The 20,078-nt window shown below is 36.9% G+C and carries 18 protein-coding genes and 1 pseudogene; 16 read left to right on the plus strand and 3 right to left on the minus strand.

The annotated features are described in order from the left end of the window. The first annotated feature begins 1 nt into the window (after nucleotide 1). The 10 genes and pseudogenes from ACFX5U_RS03080 to ACFX5U_RS03125 all read left to right on the plus strand — a co-directional run bounded on the left by ACFX5U_RS03080 (nucleotide 2) and on the right by ACFX5U_RS03125 (nucleotide 13,190). Complete coding sequence (locus ACFX5U_RS03080) at nucleotides 2-1,459, plus strand: UDP-N-acetylmuramoyl-L-alanyl-D-glutamate--2,6-diaminopimelate ligase (protein ID WP_038696153.1); 1,458 nt, start codon at nucleotides 2-4, stop codon at nucleotides 1,457-1,459. A 4-nt stretch (nucleotides 1,460-1,463) separates the two neighbouring features. Further along, nucleotides 1,464-2,709, plus strand: a pseudogene (mraY, locus tag ACFX5U_RS03085) (phospho-N-acetylmuramoyl-pentapeptide-transferase). A 5-nt stretch (nucleotides 2,710-2,714) separates the two neighbouring features. Continuing rightward, nucleotides 2,715-4,088 (plus strand): UDP-N-acetylmuramoyl-L-alanine--D-glutamate ligase, encoded by a 1,374-nt coding sequence (murD, locus tag ACFX5U_RS03090; protein ID WP_038696157.1) that lies wholly within the window; start codon nucleotides 2,715-2,717, stop codon nucleotides 4,086-4,088. Between the two features lie 38 nt (nucleotides 4,089-4,126). Continuing rightward, the gene (locus ACFX5U_RS03095; RefSeq protein ID WP_038696159.1) at nucleotides 4,127-5,335 is read left to right on the plus strand and encodes an FtsW/RodA/SpoVE family cell cycle protein; all 1,209 of its coding nucleotides are present in this window, start codon (nucleotides 4,127-4,129) and stop codon (nucleotides 5,333-5,335) included. A gap of 13 nt (nucleotides 5,336-5,348) precedes the next feature. Continuing rightward, a complete protein-coding gene (murG, locus tag ACFX5U_RS03100) occupies nucleotides 5,349-6,458 on the plus strand; it encodes an undecaprenyldiphospho-muramoylpentapeptide beta-N-acetylglucosaminyltransferase (RefSeq protein ID WP_400262468.1) in 1,110 nt (369 codons plus the stop codon). Further along, nucleotides 6,458-7,813 (plus strand): UDP-N-acetylmuramate--L-alanine ligase, encoded by a 1,356-nt coding sequence (gene murC / locus ACFX5U_RS03105; RefSeq protein WP_038702131.1) that lies wholly within the window; start codon nucleotides 6,458-6,460, stop codon nucleotides 7,811-7,813. The genes murG and murC overlap by 1 nt, the downstream gene beginning before the upstream one ends. Beyond that, nucleotides 7,806-8,648, plus strand: coding sequence for a cell division protein FtsQ (locus tag ACFX5U_RS03110; RefSeq protein ID WP_280570499.1), 843 nt, complete (start codon nucleotides 7,806-7,808; stop codon nucleotides 8,646-8,648). The genes murC and ACFX5U_RS03110 overlap by 8 nt, the downstream gene beginning before the upstream one ends. 24 nt (nucleotides 8,649-8,672) lie before the next feature. Continuing rightward, complete coding sequence (ftsA, locus tag ACFX5U_RS03115) at nucleotides 8,673-10,037, plus strand: cell division protein FtsA (protein WP_038696165.1); 1,365 nt, start codon at nucleotides 8,673-8,675, stop codon at nucleotides 10,035-10,037. Between the two features lie 140 nt (nucleotides 10,038-10,177). Continuing rightward, nucleotides 10,178-11,860, plus strand: coding sequence for a cell division protein FtsZ (ftsZ, locus tag ACFX5U_RS03120; RefSeq protein WP_400262469.1), 1,683 nt, complete (start codon nucleotides 10,178-10,180; stop codon nucleotides 11,858-11,860). Nucleotides 11,861-12,047: 187 nt separating this feature from the next. Then, nucleotides 12,048-13,190, plus strand: coding sequence for a sugar phosphate isomerase/epimerase family protein (locus ACFX5U_RS03125; RefSeq protein WP_400262470.1), 1,143 nt, complete (start codon nucleotides 12,048-12,050; stop codon nucleotides 13,188-13,190). A 25-nt stretch (nucleotides 13,191-13,215) separates the two neighbouring features. Here ACFX5U_RS03125 and ACFX5U_RS03130 read toward each other — a convergent pair whose 3' ends face one another. Beyond that, nucleotides 13,216-13,857: a response regulator transcription factor gene (locus tag ACFX5U_RS03130; RefSeq protein WP_038696176.1), complete on the minus strand. Its 642-nt coding sequence runs from the start codon at nucleotides 13,855-13,857 to the stop codon at nucleotides 13,216-13,218. 259 nt (nucleotides 13,858-14,116) lie between these two features. Here ACFX5U_RS03130 and mscL point away from each other — a divergent pair, with 259 nt between their 5' ends. From mscL to tsaB, 5 genes are all read left to right on the plus strand, one after another. Continuing rightward, a complete protein-coding gene (gene mscL, locus ACFX5U_RS03135; protein WP_038696178.1) occupies nucleotides 14,117-14,524 on the plus strand; it encodes a large-conductance mechanosensitive channel protein MscL in 408 nt (135 codons plus the stop codon). A gap of 187 nt (nucleotides 14,525-14,711) precedes the next feature. After that, on the plus strand, nucleotides 14,712-14,870 hold the full coding sequence (gene rpmH, locus ACFX5U_RS03140) for a 50S ribosomal protein L34 (RefSeq protein WP_045753170.1): 159 nt from the start codon (nucleotides 14,712-14,714) through the stop codon (nucleotides 14,868-14,870). A gap of 67 nt (nucleotides 14,871-14,937) precedes the next feature. After that, on the plus strand, nucleotides 14,938-15,375 hold the full coding sequence (locus ACFX5U_RS03145; RefSeq protein WP_038696180.1) for a ribonuclease P protein component: 438 nt from the start codon (nucleotides 14,938-14,940) through the stop codon (nucleotides 15,373-15,375). Next, nucleotides 15,326-15,580, plus strand: coding sequence for a membrane protein insertion efficiency factor YidD (yidD, locus tag ACFX5U_RS03150; protein ID WP_081918303.1), 255 nt, complete (start codon nucleotides 15,326-15,328; stop codon nucleotides 15,578-15,580). Before ACFX5U_RS03145 ends, yidD begins: the two co-directional genes overlap by 50 nt. Nucleotides 15,581-15,595: 15 nt before the next feature. Next, nucleotides 15,596-16,303: a tRNA (adenosine(37)-N6)-threonylcarbamoyltransferase complex dimerization subunit type 1 TsaB gene (gene tsaB / locus ACFX5U_RS03155; RefSeq protein WP_400262471.1), complete on the plus strand. Its 708-nt coding sequence runs from the start codon at nucleotides 15,596-15,598 to the stop codon at nucleotides 16,301-16,303. Here tsaB and ACFX5U_RS03160 read toward each other — a convergent pair. Together ACFX5U_RS03160 and ACFX5U_RS03165 are read right to left on the minus strand one after the other, a co-directional pair. Continuing rightward, on the minus strand, nucleotides 16,298-17,200 hold the full coding sequence (locus ACFX5U_RS03160; RefSeq protein WP_038696184.1) for a CorA family divalent cation transporter: 903 nt from the start codon (nucleotides 17,198-17,200) through the stop codon (nucleotides 16,298-16,300). The two genes, tsaB and ACFX5U_RS03160, sit on opposite strands and share 6 nt — an antisense overlap. A gap of 113 nt (nucleotides 17,201-17,313) precedes the next feature. Continuing rightward, on the minus strand, nucleotides 17,314-17,925 hold the full coding sequence (locus ACFX5U_RS03165; protein WP_038696186.1) for an OmpH family outer membrane protein: 612 nt from the start codon (nucleotides 17,923-17,925) through the stop codon (nucleotides 17,314-17,316). A gap of 193 nt (nucleotides 17,926-18,118) precedes the next feature. Between ACFX5U_RS03165 and gyrB the strand changes: the two genes are divergently transcribed. Then, entirely contained in the window at nucleotides 18,119-20,077 is a 1,959-nt protein-coding gene (gene gyrB / locus ACFX5U_RS03170) for a DNA topoisomerase (ATP-hydrolyzing) subunit B (RefSeq protein WP_038696188.1), read from the plus strand. Nucleotide 20,078: the final 1 nt, after the last annotated feature.

Consider the following 20,078-nt stretch of genomic DNA (forward strand, 5'->3'; position numbering starts at 1 on the left):
GATGAAGAATTTAAAAACCATATTACACGCTATTCCCGTACAGGAAGTAGTCGGTCAGCTAGATGTTGAGGTAGTATCGCTTTGTTTTGATTCTCGTCAAGTTGTATTGGGTAGTTTGTTTATTGCAGTTAGGGGTGTGCACACAGATGGACATCTATTTATCGATAAAGCTATTGCATTTGGAGCCAGGGCGGTTATCGTAGAAGAATTGCCGGTGGAGACATTGGATTCGGTAGTTTATATTGTCGTAGCAGATTCTGCTCTTGCATTGGGAATAGTTGCGGCTAATTTTTATGATAATCCGTCGAAGAAAATGAAGTTGGTAGGGGTTACAGGTACTAATGGTAAAACAACCGTTGCAACTTTATTATTTCAATTGTTCACAGAATTGGGCTATCACGTTGGTTTGTTATCAACAGTGCAAAATCAAATTGGTGACCGTGTCATTCCAGCAACACATACAACACCAGATCCTATTCAATTGAATTACTTGCTACATGAAATGGTGGAAGAAGGCTGTGATTATTGTTTTATGGAGGTGAGTTCGCATGCAGTTGTACAGCAGCGAATAGCTGGGTTAAAATTTACGGGTGCTATTTTCACCAATATAACACATGATCATTTAGATTTTCATAAAACATTCAATAGTTACATTAAGGCAAAGAAAAAGTTCTTTGATGATTTAGATACAGCTGCTTTTGCGCTTACAAATGAAGATGACCGAAATGGCCAAGTGATGTTGCAAAACACATTTGCATATAAAAAGACTTATGGTTTACATTCAGGTGCTGATTTTAGTGCTAGAATAGTGGAAAGTCATTTCGATGGTATGTTGCTGAATATCGACGGTCATGATGTATGGGTGAAGTTGGTTGGAGGCTTTAATGCTTATAACTTATTAGCGGTCTATGGGGCAGCTATTTTGCTTGAACAAGAAACTGTTCGGGTGTTAACAGCGATGAGCGTATTGACAGGTGCTGAAGGGCGGTTTGAAACCATGAAAGCGCCAAATGGTGTCTTTGGAATTGTGGATTATGCACATACTCCTGATGCGGTTGAAAATGTATTGCAGACTATTGAAAAATTGCGCAATCAGAATCAACAGATCATTACCGTATTAGGTTGTGGTGGTGATCGTGATAAAACAAAGCGACCGGAAATGTCACAAGCGGCTTTGCGCTATAGCAATCGATTGATTATTACATCAGATAATCCGAGAACGGAGGATCCGCTCGTAATCATTAAAGAAATGGAAGCAGGTGTTGCTCCCGAACAAAAAAGTAAAGTTCTTTCCATTGCAGACCGTAAAGAAGCAATTCGTGTTGCTTATCAATTGGCAAAACCAGGGGATATCATTGTGGTCGCAGGAAAAGGACATGAGAAATATCAAGAGATAAATGGTGTACGTCAGCATTTTGATGATAAAGAGATTTTAGAATTAACATTTAACGAAGTATAATAATATGTTGTACCATTTATTCACATGGTTAAACGAATACATGCACATTCCAGGAGCTGGTTTGTTTCAGTATATTTCTTTCAGAACATCGATGGCAGTGATTTCTTCATTGATCATTACTACTGTTTTTGGAGGGAAACTGATTCAGGTGCTTCAGAATAAGCAAGTGGGAGAGACTATTCGTGATTTAGGATTAGAGGGGGAGAAAAAGAAGCAGGGTACACCAACAATGGGTGGCTTAATCATTATTGCTGGAATTTTGATTCCAACTTTGTTGTTTGCTAAGTTGACCAATATTTACGTCATCATTATGATTGTTTCCACATTATGGATGGGAGCTGTCGGTTTTTTGGATGATTATATTAAGGTTTTTCGTCATAATAAGGATGGCTTGGCTGGACGTTTTAAAGTAATAGGTCAGACAGGTTTAGGTATTTTCATTGCTTGTACGATGTATTTTCACCCAGAGATTGTCGTGCGTCAAAATGTAGCATCACCCACATCGACTAAGCCAGTTGAGGTTGTAATCAATCAAAGTACGGGCGAGAAGACGTATGCAGAGAATGTAAAATCATCAAAAACAAACATTCCATTTTATAAGAATAATGAATTTGATTATGCTAAAGTATTCAAGATGTTTGGTTTGCATAATGATATTTTAACATTTATTGTCTTCTTGGTTGTGGTTGTTTTTATCGTAACAGCCGTTTCCAATGGCGCTAATATAACAGATGGTATTGATGGTCTGGCAACGGGAAACTTCTGCAATCATTGGTGTTACCTTGGCGATATTGGCCTATGTATCTGGTAACGTTATCTTTTCTGATTATTTGAATATCATGTATATTCCTAATTCTGGAGAGCTTGTGATTTTTGCAGGTGCTTTTGTTGGTGCCTGTGTTGGATTTTTATGGTACAATACTTACCCTGCTCAAGTATTTATGGGTGATACTGGTAGTTTGGCTATCGGTGGGATTATCGCTGCTTTTGCAATATTGATTCGTAAAGAGTTGTTGATTCCGATTTTATGTGGTGTTTTCTTATTGGAGCTGGTTTCTGTAATTCTGCAGGTTTCTTATTTCAAATACACAAAGAAAAAGTATGGGGAAGGACGTCGTATATTTTTAATGTCTCCTTTGCATCATCACTTTCAGAAGAAAGGTTACCATGAGGCTAAGATTGTGACCCGTTTTGTTATCGTAGGAATTATTTTGGCCATTTTGACCATCGTAACTTTAAAAATTAGATAATCGACATGGCAAACATTTCATCAACATATTATCCACAGTCGGGAAAACTAATTGTTCTTGGTGCAGGTGAAAGTGGTGTCGGTACTGCGATCTTAGCTAAGCAAAAAGGATTTGATGTTTTTGTTTCTGATAAAGGAATGATTACTGAACAGTATAAAGCACAATTAGAGGGTGAGCAAATCTCTTATGAAGAGGGTGAGCATAGTGAAGATCATATTTTACAAGCTGATCTTGTTGTTAAAAGTCCTGGAATTCCGGAGCATGCTCCTCTTGTTGTTGCCTTGAAGGCAAAACAAATTCCCGTGATTGCAGAAATAGAATTTGCAGCACAATATACCGATGCAAAGTTGATTTGCATCACAGGATCAAATGGGAAATCCACAACAACGATGTTGACGTACGAGATGCTGAAACATGCCGGAAAACATGTCGGTTTAGCTGGGAATATCGGTAAAAGTTTTGCATTGCAGGTGGCGCGCGAGCAATTTGATGTTTATGTACTGGAGATTTCAAGTTTTATGTTGGATGATATGTATCAATTTAGAGCTGACATCGCAGTGATTTTGAATATTACAGCTGATCATTTGGATCGCTATGATTATAAAGTGGAGAATTATGTGGATTCTAAATTTAGAATGATTCAAAATCAGACGAAAAATGATTATTTCATTTATTGTCTGGATGATCCACAAACAACAGAAGGGTTGAAAAGGCATCATACCGCTGCGACACATTTACCCTTTACACAGGAGCAAAAAGTAGCATTTGGAGCGTATTTGTCTTCAATTAAAGATATTATAATTAACATACCTAATAGCGATACATTTACTATGAGAACGGAAGAGTTGTCTTTGACAGGGAAACACAATGTGTACAACAATATGGCTTCTGGCCTTATTGCCAAGGTTCAAGAATTGAGGAATCAAGCTATGAAGGAAAGTATGAGTTCATATGTCAATATTGCACACCGTTTGGAGCAAGTTGCATGTATTGGAGGTGTTCAATATATCAATGATTCAAAAGCAACAAATGTCAATTCTGTGTGGTATGCGCTGGAAAGTGTGTCTACGCCTATCGTTTTGATGTTGGGAGGAGTAGATAAAGGCAATGATTATGAGATGTTACGTGATCTAGTGAAAAATAAAGTACGCGCAATTGTCTGTATTGGGAAAGATAATGCAGCTATTCATGCTGCTTTTGAAGAGGATACGGATCTGATCGTAAACAGTTCTTCTATGCATGATGCAGTTCAGTTGGCATCGCATTTAGCACAAAAAGGAGATACGGTATTGTTGTCCCCAGCTTGTGCAAGTTTCGATTGGTTTAAAAATTATGAAGATCGTGGTGATAAATTTAAAGCTGCGGTTATGGAATTGTAGTAGAATAGGTTTTTAAAATAAATCTAAAGGGATTAATTATGGTAGAGCAGCTACTTTCTAAATTAAAAGGCGATCGTTGGATCTGGATTATTGTGATCCTGCTCTCGGGGTGGTCTTTGTTGGCGGTTTACAGTTCTGTAGGAACATTGGCCTATAAAGAAGGAAAGGGAACGGAGTTGTATTTGTTCAAGCACTTCTCATTAATTGTTGTAGGGTTTGTTTTGATGTATTTATCGCATAAACTGGATTACCGGTACTATGCGGGTATATCCAAATTATTAATGGTGATAACAGTTCCACTGTTATTATATACGTTGATTTTTGGTAGTAAGGTAAATGATGCAAGTCGTTGGGTAACCATACCTGTTATCAATCAAACATTTCAAACTTCCGATTTGGCAAAGTTGGCGTTGATTACTTTTTTGGCTCGTATGCTTTCAAGAAAGCAAGAGGAAATCAAAGATGTAAAAAAGTCATTTATTCCAATAATGGGTGCTGTTTGTGGTGTCTTTGTGTTAATTGCTTGGGCGAATATGTCTACAGCAATTATGTTGTTTGGGGTATGTGTATTGTTGCTTTTGATCGGACGTATTAGTTTTAAGCAGATTGCTATTGTATCAGCTGGTGTGTTTTTGTTAGGGATTATCGTTGTTTCCGTAGGACCAAGACGTGCCACTTATTATAGCCGTGTTAAAACATTTATGGGGGTAGAAAAAGATAGACAGGAAGGTATGCCTGTTTCTTTTCAAGATGATAAAAACTACCAAGCAAACAATGCGAAGATTGCAATAGCGACTGGAGGTGTATTCGGTAAGGGGCCGGGCAATAGTATTCAAAGGAATGTGCTGCCACACCCTTATTCAGATTTTATATTTGCCATCATTATCGAGGAGTATGGGACGATAGGTGGAGTTGTATTGATTTTTCTATACCTCGCATTGATGTATAGGTGTATTCGCATCGTAACATTAAGCCCTAAAGCGTTTGGTGCTTTTTTGGCTGCGGGTTTAGGATTTAGCTTGACCATTCAGGCATTTGCAAATATGGCCGTAGCAGTAGGTTTAGGGCCCGTTACAGGGGTGCCGCTTCCATTGGTCAGTATGGGAGGGACATCTATTTTATTTACAAGTATTGCATTAGGGATTATCCTGAGTGTAAGTAGAAATATTGAAGAATTAAAGGGTAAGCAGGAATTGGACGAACGACCTAAAGCAAAAAGAGTGGTTGTTGGTACTATTCCAGCATAAATATAGATAACGAATGGCTATACGTGTGATCATAAGTGGAGGTGGTACTGGCGGACATATTTTTCCAGCAGTAGCAATTGCTAATGCACTGAAAGCATTGGATCCGCAAAACGAAATTCTTTTCGTTGGCGCCAATGGTCGTATGGAAATGGAAAAAGTTCCTGCTGCTGGTTATAAAATTGTTGGTTTAGATATTCAAGGGATAAATAGACAAGTGTTGTGGAAAAACATCTTTCTACCATTCAAACTTTTTAAAAGTATGAACAAGGCACGTAAGATAGTCAGGGAGTTTAAACCCGATGTTGCAGTTGGTGTTGGTGGTTTTGCTTCGGGACCATTATTGATGGTTGCAAATCGATTGCATATACCAACTCTTGTACAGGAGCAGAATTCGTATGCGGGTGTTACCAATAAAAGGTTGGGAAATAAGGCAGCTAAGATTTGTGTCGCTTATGAGGGCATGGAACAATTTTTCCCTTCAGATAAAGTTTTGTTAACGGGTAACCCGATTCGTCGCGCTTCTGTTGAGATTGATGGTAAGCGTGATGAGGCATTTGCTTTTTTTGGTCTAGATCCTGATAAAAAGACCATTTTAGTAACAGGAGGGAGTTTGGGAGCGCGTACTTTAAATGAAAGTGTTATCGCTTCATTAGAGAAACTCAAGCATGCAGATGTACAATTGATCTGGCAATGTGGTAGTTATTATTACGATAAATTAAGTCAAGAACTACAGGGTAAATTGCCAGCGGGAATTCATATGTTAGCTTTTTTGCAACGAATGGACTTTGCGTATGCCGCAGCTGATGTAATCATCGGTAGGGCTGGTGCTGGTACAATCTCCGAATTATGTGTTGTTGGTAAACCGGTGATTTTGGTTCCTTCACCTAATGTAGCTGAAGATCATCAAACGAAAAATGCAATGGCTTTGGTGCAAAAGCAGGCTGCTGTATTGGTGAAAGATGATCAGGCCGTAGTAACTTTGTTCGACTCAGCTCTAGCTTTGCTGAATAACGCTGTCGAATCAAATTCTTTGGCTTATAATATAAAGAGATTAGCACTTCTTGATGCAGATGTTGTCATCGCTAGAGAAGTTTTAAAATTGGCAAATAAAGGAGGTAGATGATGAAAATTGATGCAATCAAACAAGTATATCTGATCGGGATAGGTGGAATTGGAATGAGTGGACTTGCTCGTTATTTTGCTCATTTAGGATGTGTGGTAAATGGGTATGATCGTACAGAAACGGAATTGACTAAAAAATTGGTTTCAGAAGGAATCGTTATTTCATACGTGGATGAGGTAGACACGTTGGATCCTATTTTTAGTTGTTCAAATGAGGAAACATTAATCATTTTTACCCCTGCTATACCTAAGGATTCAAAAATTAAACATTTTTTGGAGGCGGTGGGGCATACCTTGCATAAAAGATCGGAAGTCTTAGGTATCATTAGTGAAAGTCGTTTTACAATAGGTGTGGCTGGTACGCATGGTAAAACAACTACTTCGACAATGGTCGCTCATATTTTAAAAGATAGTGGTTTTGATTGTTCTGCCTTTTTGGGAGGAATCAGTTCCAATTACGATACCAACGTTTTATACGGGAATAATAATGTCGTTGTTGTAGAAGCAGATGAATATGATCGCTCATTTTTAACATTGCATCCCAATATTGCGATTGTGACTTCTGCTGATGCCGACCATTTGGATATTTATGGCGATGCAGGTCAATTGTTGGCATCATTCCAAATGTATTTGGATCGGGTCGTTGATGGGGGGACACGCATCGTGAAGAAAGGTTTACCTTTTGATGGAGAAATCTCTTATTCAGGGCATGAAGTAGCAGATGTTTATGCTTCTCATGTACATGTTAGAGATGGCGAGTTTTATTTTGATTATATTTCGGGAACGACGAAGATCGTTGATATCCATTTAGGATTACCAGGAACACACAATGTTGAAAACGCAGTAGCGGCGATAACAGTTGCTCGTATTTTGGGTATCGAAGATGATAAAATTAAATCAGCTTTGACGAATTTTAAAGGAGTCAAGAGAAGGTTTGAATACATTGTAAGAAATCAATCTGCTATTTATATTGATGACTATGCACATCATCCTGAGGAGTTACGCGCATTTTTGTCTTCAATGCGGAAGTTGTATCCAAACAAGAAGTTAACAGTTGTTTTTCAACCGCACTTATTCACAAGAACACGTGATTTTATAGATGGATTTGCAGAAGTGCTTTCGATGGCCGATCGTTTACTTTTAATGGAAATCTATCCTGCACGTGAATTGCCGATTGAAGGCGTAAATTCATCTTGGCTGTTAAGTAAAATTACAGCTCCGGAAAAAGCAATTGTTACTGCAGAAGAGGTGTTGGCGATAGCTAAAACTGAAAAGCTTGAATTATTGGTAACAGTTGGAGCCGGTGATATTGACAAATTAGTAAAACCGTTGAAGGAAATTATAGAACATGCTTAAATTTTTACACAACATACAATGGAATCGCGTACTGTATCTATCGCTCTTTTTTCTAGGAGTCATAGCTGTAGTTATCGTGATGTCTTTGGTCAACCGTAAGGATGATCAACAAGTATGTCGTGAAATCAATATTTTTATTGAAGGAAAGGAAGCTTTTATTGATCAGGGAGATATTTCCGCACTTATTAGTAAAAATTACGGTAATATCACTGGAAAACCATTGGTAGATATTCCTTTACATAAGATTGAACAGATGTTAAGAAAATTGCCTTATGTCTCAGAAGCAACGGTGCATTTGGATATGACAGGTATATTGGCTATTAATATCGCACAACGTGAGGTTGTCATGCGTGTCATCAATAAGAATGGCCGCGAATATTACATTGACTTAAATGGGCTGAAAGTACCTACTACGTTAAAGTATGTGCCACATGTGATGATTGCAACAGGTAACATCGATGAAGGATATAAAAACCCGTTAGACTCTGTTAGTTCTACTTTGGTAAAAGATTTATTCCGAGTGACACAGTTTATCGAAAGGGACGAATTATGGAGTAATCAAGTAGTCCAAGTATTTGTTAATCAGGATAAGGATATCGAATTGGTCCCACGGGTTGGTAATCAGCAGCTTATTATTGGAACTGCTGATTCGTTGGCCCAGAAATTTAGTTTATTACAGACATTCTATAAGGAAATCATTCCAAAAGTTGGAGTGGATGCTTATAATAAAGTGAATGTAAAATATGCAGGTCAGATTATTTGCGAAAAACGCGGTGCTTGGACATTTGACGACTTGTATAATCCAGAGAAGAAAGTAAAGAATAACACATTATAGTATACAGCATCAATACAGAATATTATGAACCCAAAATCAGCAGAAATTGAAAGAGAGAACCCGATTATTGTCGGACTCGATATTGGCACGACCAAGATTTGTGTTACGGTCGGAAGACGTAGCGGTGCAAATAAAATAGAACTTTTAGGCGTTGGTAAGGCAGATTCGGCAGGAGTAAGTCGAGGTGTAGTTGCCAATATTCAGAAAACAGTTAGCAGCATTCTTGAAGCGGTTGAAATAGCCGAAAATCAATCGAATGTTGATATCAAAGTTGTGAATGTTGGTATAGCTGGTCAACATATTAAAAGTATCCAACATCGTGGTATTTTTACCAAGACTGATAGCGATGATGAAGTGACAAGAAAAGATATTGAACGTCTCATTTCAGATATGTATAAATTAGTGTTGCCTCCGGGAGAAGAAATTATCCATGTGTTGCCTCAGGAGTTTACCATAGACAATGAGCCTGGTATCCGAGAACCTATTGGTATGGCTGGTCGTCGTATTGAGGCGAATTTCCATATTATTTCGGGGCGTGTTACGGATATCCGTAACATAAAAAGATGTATTGATAATTCAAATTTAGAAGTTTCAGAATTGATTCTTGAACCTTTGGCATCATCTGAAGCTGTATTAGATGATGACGAAAAAAATGCTGGTGTTGTTTTAGTTGATATTGGTGGAGGTACTACAGATGTGGCTATTTTCCATGAGGGAATAATCCGTCATACTGCTGTTATTCCTTTGGGTGGGAATATCGTAACAGAGGATATTCGCCAAGGTTGTTCTGTATTAAGAAGTCAAGCGGAGTTGTTAAAAACACGCTTTGGTTCTGCACTTGCTGATGAAAATAAAGAAAATGAAGTTATTTGTGTTCCCGGGCTAAAGGGTCGTGAACCAAAGGAGATATCGGTTAAAAATCTAGCTTATATCATACAGGCACGCATGGAAGAAATCATCGAGCATGTCTATTATGAAATCAAATCTTCGGGCTATGAAAATAAATTAATCGGAGGTATCGTTATTACTGGTGGTGGTGCACAGTTGAAACATTTAGTGCAACTCGTTGAATACATAACGGGTATCGATTGCCGTATAGGTTTTCCTAATGAATACCTAGCAAAAAATGAAGTTTTACCAAAACCTTTGTACGAGGAATTGAAGAGTCCCTTGTATGCAACGAGTATAGGCTTGTTGATGAAGGGTATTCAAGCGCACGAGGATGAGGTAGAAAGCCGTCGCACACCTAAGGTTGTAAAGAAAGATGTTGAGTCCGTCAAAGAGGTCGGTGAGCAGCAACAAAAGGAACACGGTTTATTGACCTGGTTCAAGAAATTAATGAAAGATGGCAACGAAATTGATGATGCCACTTTCTTAGATAAAAAATAGTTTTCAACATAAAATGTTTTTTTCCACATTTTAAACAATTGTGGAAAAAAATTGTTGAAAATATGTTATTATTACATTACGAATATTGAGTTTAAGTGAGGTTTGTACTGAGTTCATTATGAGTTAAATAGGGATAAGTTATGTCGATACAGTTTGAAATGTTAAAAGAACAATCATCAATAATTAAGGTTATTGGGGTTGGTGGTGGTGGCGGGAATGCCGTTAACCACATGTATAAGCAAGGAATTAGTGGAGTAGATTTCATCGTGTGTAATACCGATGCTCAAGCTTTGGAATTAAGTCCGATACCTAATAAAGTTCAGTTGGGTATGAGTTTGACAGAAGGTATGGGTGCAGGTGCAGATCCTGATGTTGGTGAAAATTCAGCTATCGAGAGTATTGATGATATCAAACGTATGTTGGGTACGAATACGAAGATGCTTTTTATCACCGCAGGTATGGGAGGTGGAACAGGTACTGGAGCAAGTCCGGTATTAGCGAAAGCTGCTAAGGAATTGGGCATTTTGACTGTAGCTATAATTACTACTCCTTTTACTTTCGAAGGTAAGCGCCGACGCTCTCAAGCGGAGGAAGGCTTGGCCGAATTGCGGAAATATGTTGATTCTTATTTGGTTATTTCTAATGACCGTCTAAGAGAAATATTTGGCAATCTCACCATGACAGCAGCTTTTGCAAAAGCTGATGACATTTTGACAACAGCTGCTAAAGGTATAGCTGAGATTATAACAATCCCTGGTTATGTGAATGTCGATTTTAAGGATGTGCGTACAGTTATGAATGATAGTGGCGTAGCCATTATGGGTAATGCTGTCGCTGAAGGTGAAGATCGTGCGATTAAAGCTGTAGAAGGAGCTTTGGCTTCTCCATTATTGAAAGATAATGAAATTGAAGGCGCTCGCTATATCTTATTGAATATTACTTCAGGTTTAAAAGAAGTAACGATGGATGAAGTGGCAATTGTGACGGATTATATTCAGGAGAAAGCTGGACTTTCAGCTGATTTGATTTGGGGTAATTGTATCGATGAAAATTTCGGTGAAGAATTATCAGTAACAATTATTGCTACAGGTTTTCAAACTTCTGAAGAAAGAGATATTGAACGTGAAAATACAAAGGTTACTTTACCCTTGACAGCTGCAGAACAAGTGGCATCTTTCATTAAACCGGTGAATCAGTTTGTGCAAAAAGAGGTATCAAATACTCCTTTAGTGAATCCTGTCCAAACCAATACAGAAAACGTATCAGCTCCTAATATAACGAATGATTTATTTTCAACACCTAAGAATGTTGTTCAACAAGTCGCTGTTGAAGAAAATACAATTATACGTCATGAATTAAATTTTGAGGAAGTGATTGAAGAAGAGACTTCTACTCAACAAAAGGGCAATGATTTCCAATTAAAAACGTCACCTTCTGTATTTCAATTTCAGATGCCAACTGTTTTTGATGATTTTTCAACAAATTCAGTTTCTCCACAAGAAGATCAAAATAGCAACTTTTCAGCCTCTGTCAATAATAGAGCTGAAATCGAGCAGGTAGAAGAAGAACAAGTTTCATTTGAGGACCAATTGGTTCGTACAAAAGAACGTATCTTGAGATTAAAGGAATTAAGTATGAAGTTGAAGTCTTCAAACGGACTTCAAGAATTAGAAAATGAGCCTGCTTATAAAAGAAAGCAGATGTCATTGGATGATACTCCACACTCTTCACAATCCCAAGTTTCACGATTTACGTTGTCTTTCGAAGACGGAAATACGGAGATTAGACCAAATAATTCTTTTCTACATGACAATGTAGACTAGTTTATTTTAAGATAAATAATATGAAAGCTATCTCTTATGAGATGGCTTTTTTTTGTACCTTTAAATTTGTGCCCTTTATATAGAATTGCATAATATTTATGAAATATCCATGTAGCAGAAGCTGTCGAATGCGGAGGAATGTACTATGGGTATTTCATATGATCGATAAAAAACAAGTAGTATACATATGAATAGCAAAATGAATAATCCAATATGGGTAATGAGTTCGGCATTTGACAAGCTGGATTTACCGCAATTAATCGATAAGACAAAACAAGTAGGCGCTTCGGGTATTGACTTGTGTGTGTTTAGAAAAGATGGAACACGGCAGGATCATACTGCGACTCACCTGAATTATGAAGGTTTTACTCTTAAGGATGCAAAACATACCATTGATATTTTCAATCAGGCAAAACTGCATCTATCTTTAGGTGCATTTGAAAATATGATTGGTGGAGAGGAGAGCGAGCGTGTGAAAAATCAAAACCATTTATTGAAGTTGATTCGTATTGCCCATTTATTAGGAGGTGATGCTAATAATGTTAAGGTAGGAACTTTTGTAGGGTATAATCATGATCTTGGAAATCAAATTGATGGGTTTCAGAAAAATCTCGATGAGTATAAACGTGTTTTTGCTCCAATTATAAAATATGCGGAAGATCTGGGAGTAACTGTGTTGTATGAGAACTGTCCAATGGAAGGCTGGAGGTCATCACGATATAGCAGTACTTATAATAATTTACCTGCAGTATTGGCTGCGCGAAAATTAATGTACGAAGTGATACCAAGTAAGGCTCATGGTGAGATTTATGATCCATCACACGATGTTTGGCAGAATACCGACCCTGTAGCTGTGATAAATGCCATGGACATCAATAGGCTACACCGTATTCACATTAAGACTACACGCAATCTAAGCACACAGGCACGTGTAGATTGGGGAGGGATGTATCCAATGCAACATGTGGATACCGAACTTGCTAGGAGGGCTAATATTGCTATACCAGCACATGATTGGGACAGACATCATTATGAAGCAATGCTTCCTGGTTTTGGTGGTTCGGATAGCATGGATTGGAGAGCGTTTGTAGATACGCTTCAAAGTAAAAAGTTTTCGGGTGTATTTGAAATCGAAAACGAAGCTAAGAATTCAAAAGATACAGGTGTTATGTCAGCGATTTTACAAGGTTTTACCACCTGTGTTAATTACTTTGCGCCCATGCTTTGGGATTTGGATGAAAAGAATGGATATGCTTATAAAGCGGAATCGGATTTGTCATTTACTACTGATAAAGATATTCCTGTGATGACTATCGATCAATTGAGATAGTGAATTTTAGAATTCACTTTGTCAGCTAATTGGCAGAGTGAATTCTAAATATTTCTATAAGTTCTGGAATATTGGATACATTTAACTTATCGAAGATTCTACTTTTGTAGGTACTTACTGTTGAGGGGCTCAAGTCCAAAGTTGTCGACACTTCGATAATTCCATATCCTTGAATTAAGTATTTAGCAACATCAACTTCTCTATTTGAAAGCCTCGAAAGCGGGCTCAACGTATTCATCTTCGCCTTACTTTGTGTCAATTTTTTAACGTAAAGATCTTTTACTTCGTTTGACATATATTTACCTCTTTCCTGTATCGTTAAAATGGCATTGTTTAATTCAGCCATAGCAGTGCTTTTATTGACAAACCCAGCAGCACCAGCTTCTATATAGCGTAAGGCGTAAAGCGATTCGTCATAAGAAGAGAATATTAGAATTTTGATGTTAGGCTGCATTTCGAGAATTTCTTTCACGACGCTAATATTGTTGCCACCTGGCATATTGATATCTAGCAAAAGCAAATCGAAATCCTCTTCATTAAGCAACTGTATGACCTCTTTGTAGTCTTGTGCCTGTGTAATGGCGCACTCGGGTATACTCTCTTTTATAATGACAGATGCTCCTAATCGAACAATACTATGGTCGTCGGCAATTAATATTTTTTTCATGATAAATATTTAGTAAATATTATTTTGCAAATTTGTTGTTTAAAAATAAATAAAAATATTGGGTTACGGGTTGTAAAATTTGTGTAAATATAGTCAAAGATTAGTTCTCTCCTGTTTATTTTATTTCTTTGCACTTTGTGTTTTAATCAGATTGGCGATAAGGTAATACAAATTGCTATATTTTTATATTGATTTTATTGAAATAACCTTATATTTAGGTAGATTATTACGATAATTGCAAAATTAAACAATTTATTTTATGGGATTTTTGAAAGAGTTTAAAGAATTTGCTATGCGCGGTAGCGTAGTTGATTTGGCAGTCGGTGTTGTTATCGGCGGTGCATTTGGAAAAATTGTAACATCGTTGGTAGACGATATTATTATGCCTCCGATAGGATTTTTAACGGGCGGTGTTGATTTTTCGCAAATTAAGTATGTACTTAAAGCAGCAGACGAAGTTGCAAAAAAGCCTGAAGTAGCGATTAATTTAGGGAATTTCATTAACGTTGTGATTCAATTTCTTATTGTTGCACTTTGTATTTTTATGGTGATAAAAGCCTTGAATTCGATGAAACGTAAAGAGGAAAAGGCTCCAGAAGCGGTAGTTCCTCCAACAAAAGAAGAAACACTTTTAACAGAAATCAGAGATTTACTTAAGAATAAGTAAGCGAATATCGTTGTACGATAAACAGATAAAGAATCTAGACTCTTTATCTGTTTTTTTATGGAATATTCCAATTTTTTAGAGAAGTTGTAATAATTGTTTGTAATTCTCTAAAAAATATTTTACTTTTGCATTCCTCTTTAGGGAGTATTATTAATAGAATCAAAAATAATTTAGCATATTAAGCGTCATGAAAAGAACATTTCAGCCATCGCAAAGAAAAAGAAGAAACAAGCACGGATTCAGAGATCGCATGAGTTCTGCAAATGGTAGAAGAATTTTAGCTTCTCGTAGAGCAAAGGGTAGAAAACGCCTTACAGTTTCTGACGAGGGTCGTCACAAAGGTTAATATTTTTTGCGTAGCTGGTGGCCAGGAGGCTCGTGTAATAACATGGCCGACTTTTCAGTCATCGATTATGATTAAAAATACATTTAAGAAAGAAGAACGTTTATGTAGTGTCAAGTTGATTGATACATTGTTTCATAAAGGTTCTTCTTTTGTTTGTTATCCCTATCGTGTTGTCTTTTATTCTCCAAAAGATGATAACCACCTTGTTTTAGAAAATACAGCATCACAAGTCATCATATCGGTTTCTAAGAGGCGCTTTAAAAGAGCTGTTGATCGCAATTTGATGAAACGACGTATGAGGGAGTGTTTTCGCTTGCAAAAAAACGTAGGTTTGACACCGTTTTTACAACAACATCACTTACCTTTGTTATTCACGATACAATATGTAGGTAAGGGCAAGTTAGCCTATGACTTTTTATATAGTCATATGGAAAAAGCGTTGATAAAGTTAAAGAATGAATGTTCTAAATTATATTTGGCAAAAGATAATCAAGCAGATTTTTAGTCTGTTATTTTTAGCGATTATTAGGATTTATCAAATTTTTATCTCTCCTTTTTTGGGAGCAAATTGCCGTTATACACCAACCTGTTCCCAATATGGCTATCAGGCTATTCAGAAGCATGGTCCTTTTAGAGGAGGCTGGTTAACCCTTAAACGTATTCTGAGTTGTAATCCTTGGGGTGGGCATGGTCATGATCCTGTTCCTTAATATCTTTACTATCATATGCATACTTATATTTTACAAATCGAGACCTCTACTTCTGTATGTTCAGTAGCTTTAGTTGAATCAGGCAAAATCTGTCAACACGAAAGTGTGGATGAACCTAATGTTCATGCAACTAAGCTCACACTCCTCATACAGGCTTTGCTAGATCGTCAAAATATAGGTTTCACGGAATTAGATGCCATTGCCGTGAGTATGGGGCCCGGCTCTTACACTGGCCTGAGGATTGGTGTTTCTACAGCTAAAGGACTTTGTTATGCTTTGGATATTCCCTTAATAGCGGTAAATACCTTATATGGAATTTACGCTGGATTTCTTGCTCATCATGCTAATGCTCAGGAATACGATCTTTATATCCCGATGCTAGATGCCAGAAGGATGGAAGTCTACTGTACTGCATTTAACAAAGAAGGATTGGTCGTTACAGCGACACAGGCACTGATTGTAGATGAAGCTAGTATGGATCACTATTTGGCTAAATATCCTCGCATATGCCTATTCGGGCCGGGTGCAGATAAACTAGAAGCCACTTTCAAGGCAGAGAAGGGTGTAGAGGTCATTACAGGGGTTCAGACCAATGCCGTTGATATAAGTCAAATAGCTTTCAATCGATATCAAGCTAAGGAATTTGAAGATGTCGCCTACTTTGAACCTTATTATTTAAAGGATTTTGTTGCCACTACTCCAAAGAAAAGACCGGTATTATAACCACCCTTTTCTTTTGAACCAATAATAAATTGCAATACAAATTCCGAGCATTATTCCTATTGCAACAGGGTACCCATAATACCATTCCAGTTCTGGCATGTTTTTAAAGTTCATACCGTATATGCCAGCAACAAATGTGATTGGCATGAAAAAAACAGAGAAAATGGTCAGAATACGCATAATCTCATTGGTATGGTTAGAAGAGATATTAAAGTAGATATTTAATAGTTGACTCGTATTTTCCGAAAGATTATCATAAAGGGTATTCGTTCGTAAATATAGATCTTTTAGATCGCGACTATAGACATCTCTTTTTTGGCTCGCATGAAAGTGTTCTACTATTTCTTTGTAAAGGATAATCACTTTTCGAACGACATCAATCTGTCTTTTAATAAAATAAACATGCTTGAGAACTAACTTTTTTTGACGCGTTAGAAAGACACCTTCCTCGTACTCATCTAATTTAGTAGAGATTTTAGGTAGTATCTTTTCAAAGGTTCCGAGTGCTGCCATACTTAAATAATTAGCCAAGTGTTTACTATCTTTTAATTTAGCAGATTTAAAATCCAGCAGTTTCATCTTATGTATGAATTCTACATTTTTTTTATGAAGCGTAATGACGAAGTCTGAACCATAAAAAATAGTCAACCGGTCGGTAATTTCACCAATATTGTCGGAATTATCTTTAAATGTAGAAGAGACCATACGTAATATGATGAAGGTGTAATTATCAAACTCTTCTATTTTTGGTAAATGTTCGGGTTCTAACGAGTCTTTAATCGATGCTTGATTGAGATTATACTTTTCTTTCAAGATCTCTAAATCCGCAATACTGGGTTCGAATACATCAATCCATTCGTAACTAGCCTGCTCTTTACTTATTATTGTGGATATCATAGGTTACATTAGATTTAGATGTTAATATACCGAACACAATTTCAAATTGCAAATCGTTAATAAATAAAGAAAGCCGCTAATCAGCGGCTTTCTTTATTGACATTTTTATAATCTTATTTTTTTTCTTTTTTATACTCTTCATTTAATTGTTTTACCACCTCATTGGTGATTTCCAATTTCGAATCCGCGTATAAAACAGTTGGGTTTGTTTTTGAATAGGTTAAAACAAGTGTATAACCATTGTCGCTAGCATGTTTTTTCAAAAATTCAGTTATCTTATTATAGACATTGTTGAATTCTGAAGACTCATCTTGTGCTAATGAAGAAGAAGCATTTTGATCCAGACGGCTTAACTCATCTTGTTTACGTGCTAATTTCTCTTCTGTTGCTTGTCTTTCATTGGCACTCATATTTGGTGCTTTTTGTTGATAATCTGCAACTTCACGTTGGAAAGCTTGGCTTTTACCTTGTAAATCTGCTTGAGCCTTCTTAACCTTTGCTTCTAATTTCGTTCTGATATCTTTGAAGTATTCATATTTTTGAGATAATGAATCAGAATTGATATAGACAATTTTTTCAGCTTTTGTTGAAGCTTCTTCTGTTAATGCAGCATCTTTTGTCGAGGTAGTACTTGGAGTTTTTGATGCTTGATTACAGGAAACAGCAGCCACTGAAATAGCTAGACCTAAGGTTACTTTTGATAAAGTTGAAAATATATTACTCATTGTTTATTTAGATTACACGTTTATTATAAGAACAAACCTACTATAAAAAAATTACATTTTAGTTTTGAGATTGCTAAAATATAAAAAAAATATGGAATAATAGTGTGGTTATATTGGCTGATAGTACTGATACTTGACTTGTTAAAGTGGTTAAAATTTCGTATTTTTGATTACAAGTATTTAATTATTTTCAATGAGCGAAGAAAACAAAAATGCATCATCCTATTCAGCCGATAATATCCAAGTTTTAGAGGGATTAGAGGCTGTACGTAAACGCCCTTCCATGTATATTGGAGACACTGGGGTTAAAGGTTTGCACCATTTGGTCTATGAGGTAGTCGATAACTCTATCGATGAAGCCGTTGCAGGTTATTGTACAGATATTTTTGTCACTATCCATACAGACAATTCTATTTCTGTAAAAGATAACGGACGTGGTATTCCAACAGGTATCAATAAAAAAGAAAATAGATCCGCACTGGAGATTGTAATGACTGTATTACACGCCGGTGGTAAATTTGATAAAGATACTTATAAAGTATCAGGTGGTCTTCACGGTGTGGGGGTTTCTTGTGTAAACGCTTTATCGGCGCATTTATCTGCAGTGATCCATCGTGATGGTAAGGTATTTCAGCAAGAATACGAAAAAGGGAAACCTTTATATACGGTAAAAGAAATTGGTGAATCAGATATAACAGGAACAATTGTTACTTTTAGACCTGACCAAGAGATTTTCACAACTACCACTATTTATAATTATGATACCCTAGCAAGTCGACTTCGCGAGCTGTCTTTCTTGAATAAGGGACTTAAATTATCTTTAGTAGATGAAAGAGAAACCTTAGAAGATGGTACTTTACGTCAGGACGTATTTTTATCTGAAGGCGGTTTACAAGAGTTTGTACAGTTTTTAGATAGCAATCGTCATCCGATTATACCACATCCAATTTATGTGGAAGGTATTAAACAAGGTATTCCTGTAGAATTAGCGTTGCAATATAACGAGACTTATACAGAGAATGTACATTCGTACGTGAATAACATCAATACCATTGAAGGTGGTTCTCATGTTGCTGGTTTTCGTCGTGGTTTGACACGTACCTTAAAAGCGTATGCTGATAAGTCTGGCTTATTGAAAAATTTGAAGATTGAAATAACTGGAGATGATTTCCGAGAGGGGTTGACTGCGGTGATTTCGGTTAAGGTAGCAGAACCTCAGTTTGAGGGGCAAACCAAAACAAAATTAGGTAACTCAGAAGTAATGGGTGCTGTTGATATTGCTGTAGGTGAAATTTTAAATATTTATTTGGAAGAAAACCCTAGAGAAGCAAAAGCAATTGTACAAAAAGTTGTTATCGCTGCTCAAGCTCGTGCTGCTGCTCGTAAAGCGCGCGATTTAGTACAACGTAAAACAGTAATGGGTGGTTCTGGTTTACCAGGTAAATTGGCCGATTGTCAAGATAATGACCCTACTAAATGTGAGATTTATTTCGTCGAGGGAGATTCAGCTGGTGGTACAGCAAAATCTGGTCGTGACCGAAAATATCAAGCGATTATGCCGCTACGTGGTAAAATCCTAAACGTAGAAAAGGCAATGGAACATAAGATCTATGAAAATGAAGAGATCAAAAATATGTTTACTGCCCTGGGTGTTAGTTTGGGTACTGCGGATGATCCCAAAGCTTTAAATTTAGATAAATTACGCTATCATCGCATCATCATTATGACCGATGCGGACGTAGATGGTTCTCACATTACAACTCTTATCCTAACATTTTATTTTAGGTATATGAAAGAGTTGATTGAGAAGGGGTATATCTACATCGCAACGCCACCTTTATATTTAGTGAAAAAAGGTAAGGAATTTCAATATGCTTGGAACGAAGACCAACGCTTAAATGCTATTCAGCAATTAAAGGGTGGAGGTAAAGAAGATAGTGTACATGTACAGCGCTATAAAGGTCTTGGAGAAATGAACGCAGAACAACTATGGGATACAACTATGAATCCTGAGACGCGTACATTACGTCAAGTAACGATAGAAAATGCTGCTGAATGTGATCGTATATTCTCAATGCTAATGGGCGATGAAGTTGCTCCACGTCGTGAGTTTATTGAACGAAATGCACGTTATGCTAAGATAGATATCTAAT

The organism is Sphingobacterium sp. SG20118 (assembly GCF_044740685.1).
Taxonomy (GTDB): Bacteria; Bacteroidota; Bacteroidia; order Sphingobacteriales; family Sphingobacteriaceae; genus Sphingobacterium.

Bases quoted from the DNA above. Each gene is read 5' to 3' on its own strand.
- ACFX5U_RS03080 (WP_038696153.1), top strand. From the start codon at position 2: ATGAAGAATTTAAAAACCATATTACACGCTATTCCCGTACAGGAAGTA.
- murC (WP_038702131.1), top strand. From the start codon at position 6,458: ATGAAAATTGATGCAATCAAACAAGTATATCTGATCGGGATAGGTGGA.
- ACFX5U_RS03160 (WP_038696184.1), bottom strand. From the start codon at position 17,200: ATGATATCCACAATAATAAGTAAAGAGCAGGCTAGTTACGAATGGATT.
- ACFX5U_RS03130 (WP_038696176.1), bottom strand. From the start codon at position 13,857: ATGAAAAAAATATTAATTGCCGACGACCATAGTATTGTTCGATTAGGA.
- ftsZ (WP_400262469.1), top strand. From the start codon at position 10,178: ATGTCGATACAGTTTGAAATGTTAAAAGAACAATCATCAATAATTAAG.
- tsaB (WP_400262471.1), top strand. From the start codon at position 15,596: ATGCATACTTATATTTTACAAATCGAGACCTCTACTTCTGTATGTTCA.
- ACFX5U_RS03145 (WP_038696180.1), top strand. From the start codon at position 14,938: ATGATTAAAAATACATTTAAGAAAGAAGAACGTTTATGTAGTGTCAAG.
- rpmH (WP_045753170.1), top strand. From the start codon at position 14,712: ATGAAAAGAACATTTCAGCCATCGCAAAGAAAAAGAAGAAACAAGCAC.
- murD (WP_038696157.1), top strand. From the start codon at position 2,715: ATGGCAAACATTTCATCAACATATTATCCACAGTCGGGAAAACTAATT.
- ACFX5U_RS03125 (WP_400262470.1), top strand. From the start codon at position 12,048: ATGAATAGCAAAATGAATAATCCAATATGGGTAATGAGTTCGGCATTT.
- gyrB (WP_038696188.1), top strand. From the start codon at position 18,119: ATGAGCGAAGAAAACAAAAATGCATCATCCTATTCAGCCGATAATATC.
- ACFX5U_RS03095 (WP_038696159.1), top strand. From the start codon at position 4,127: ATGGTAGAGCAGCTACTTTCTAAATTAAAAGGCGATCGTTGGATCTGG.
- mscL (WP_038696178.1), top strand. From the start codon at position 14,117: ATGGGATTTTTGAAAGAGTTTAAAGAATTTGCTATGCGCGGTAGCGTA.
- ACFX5U_RS03165 (WP_038696186.1), bottom strand. From the start codon at position 17,925: ATGAGTAATATATTTTCAACTTTATCAAAAGTAACCTTAGGTCTAGCT.
- ftsA (WP_038696165.1), top strand. From the start codon at position 8,673: ATGAACCCAAAATCAGCAGAAATTGAAAGAGAGAACCCGATTATTGTC.
- murG (WP_400262468.1), top strand. From the start codon at position 5,349: ATGGCTATACGTGTGATCATAAGTGGAGGTGGTACTGGCGGACATATT.
- yidD (WP_081918303.1), top strand. From the start codon at position 15,326: ATGAATGTTCTAAATTATATTTGGCAAAAGATAATCAAGCAGATTTTT.
- ACFX5U_RS03110 (WP_280570499.1), top strand. From the start codon at position 7,806: ATGCTTAAATTTTTACACAACATACAATGGAATCGCGTACTGTATCTA.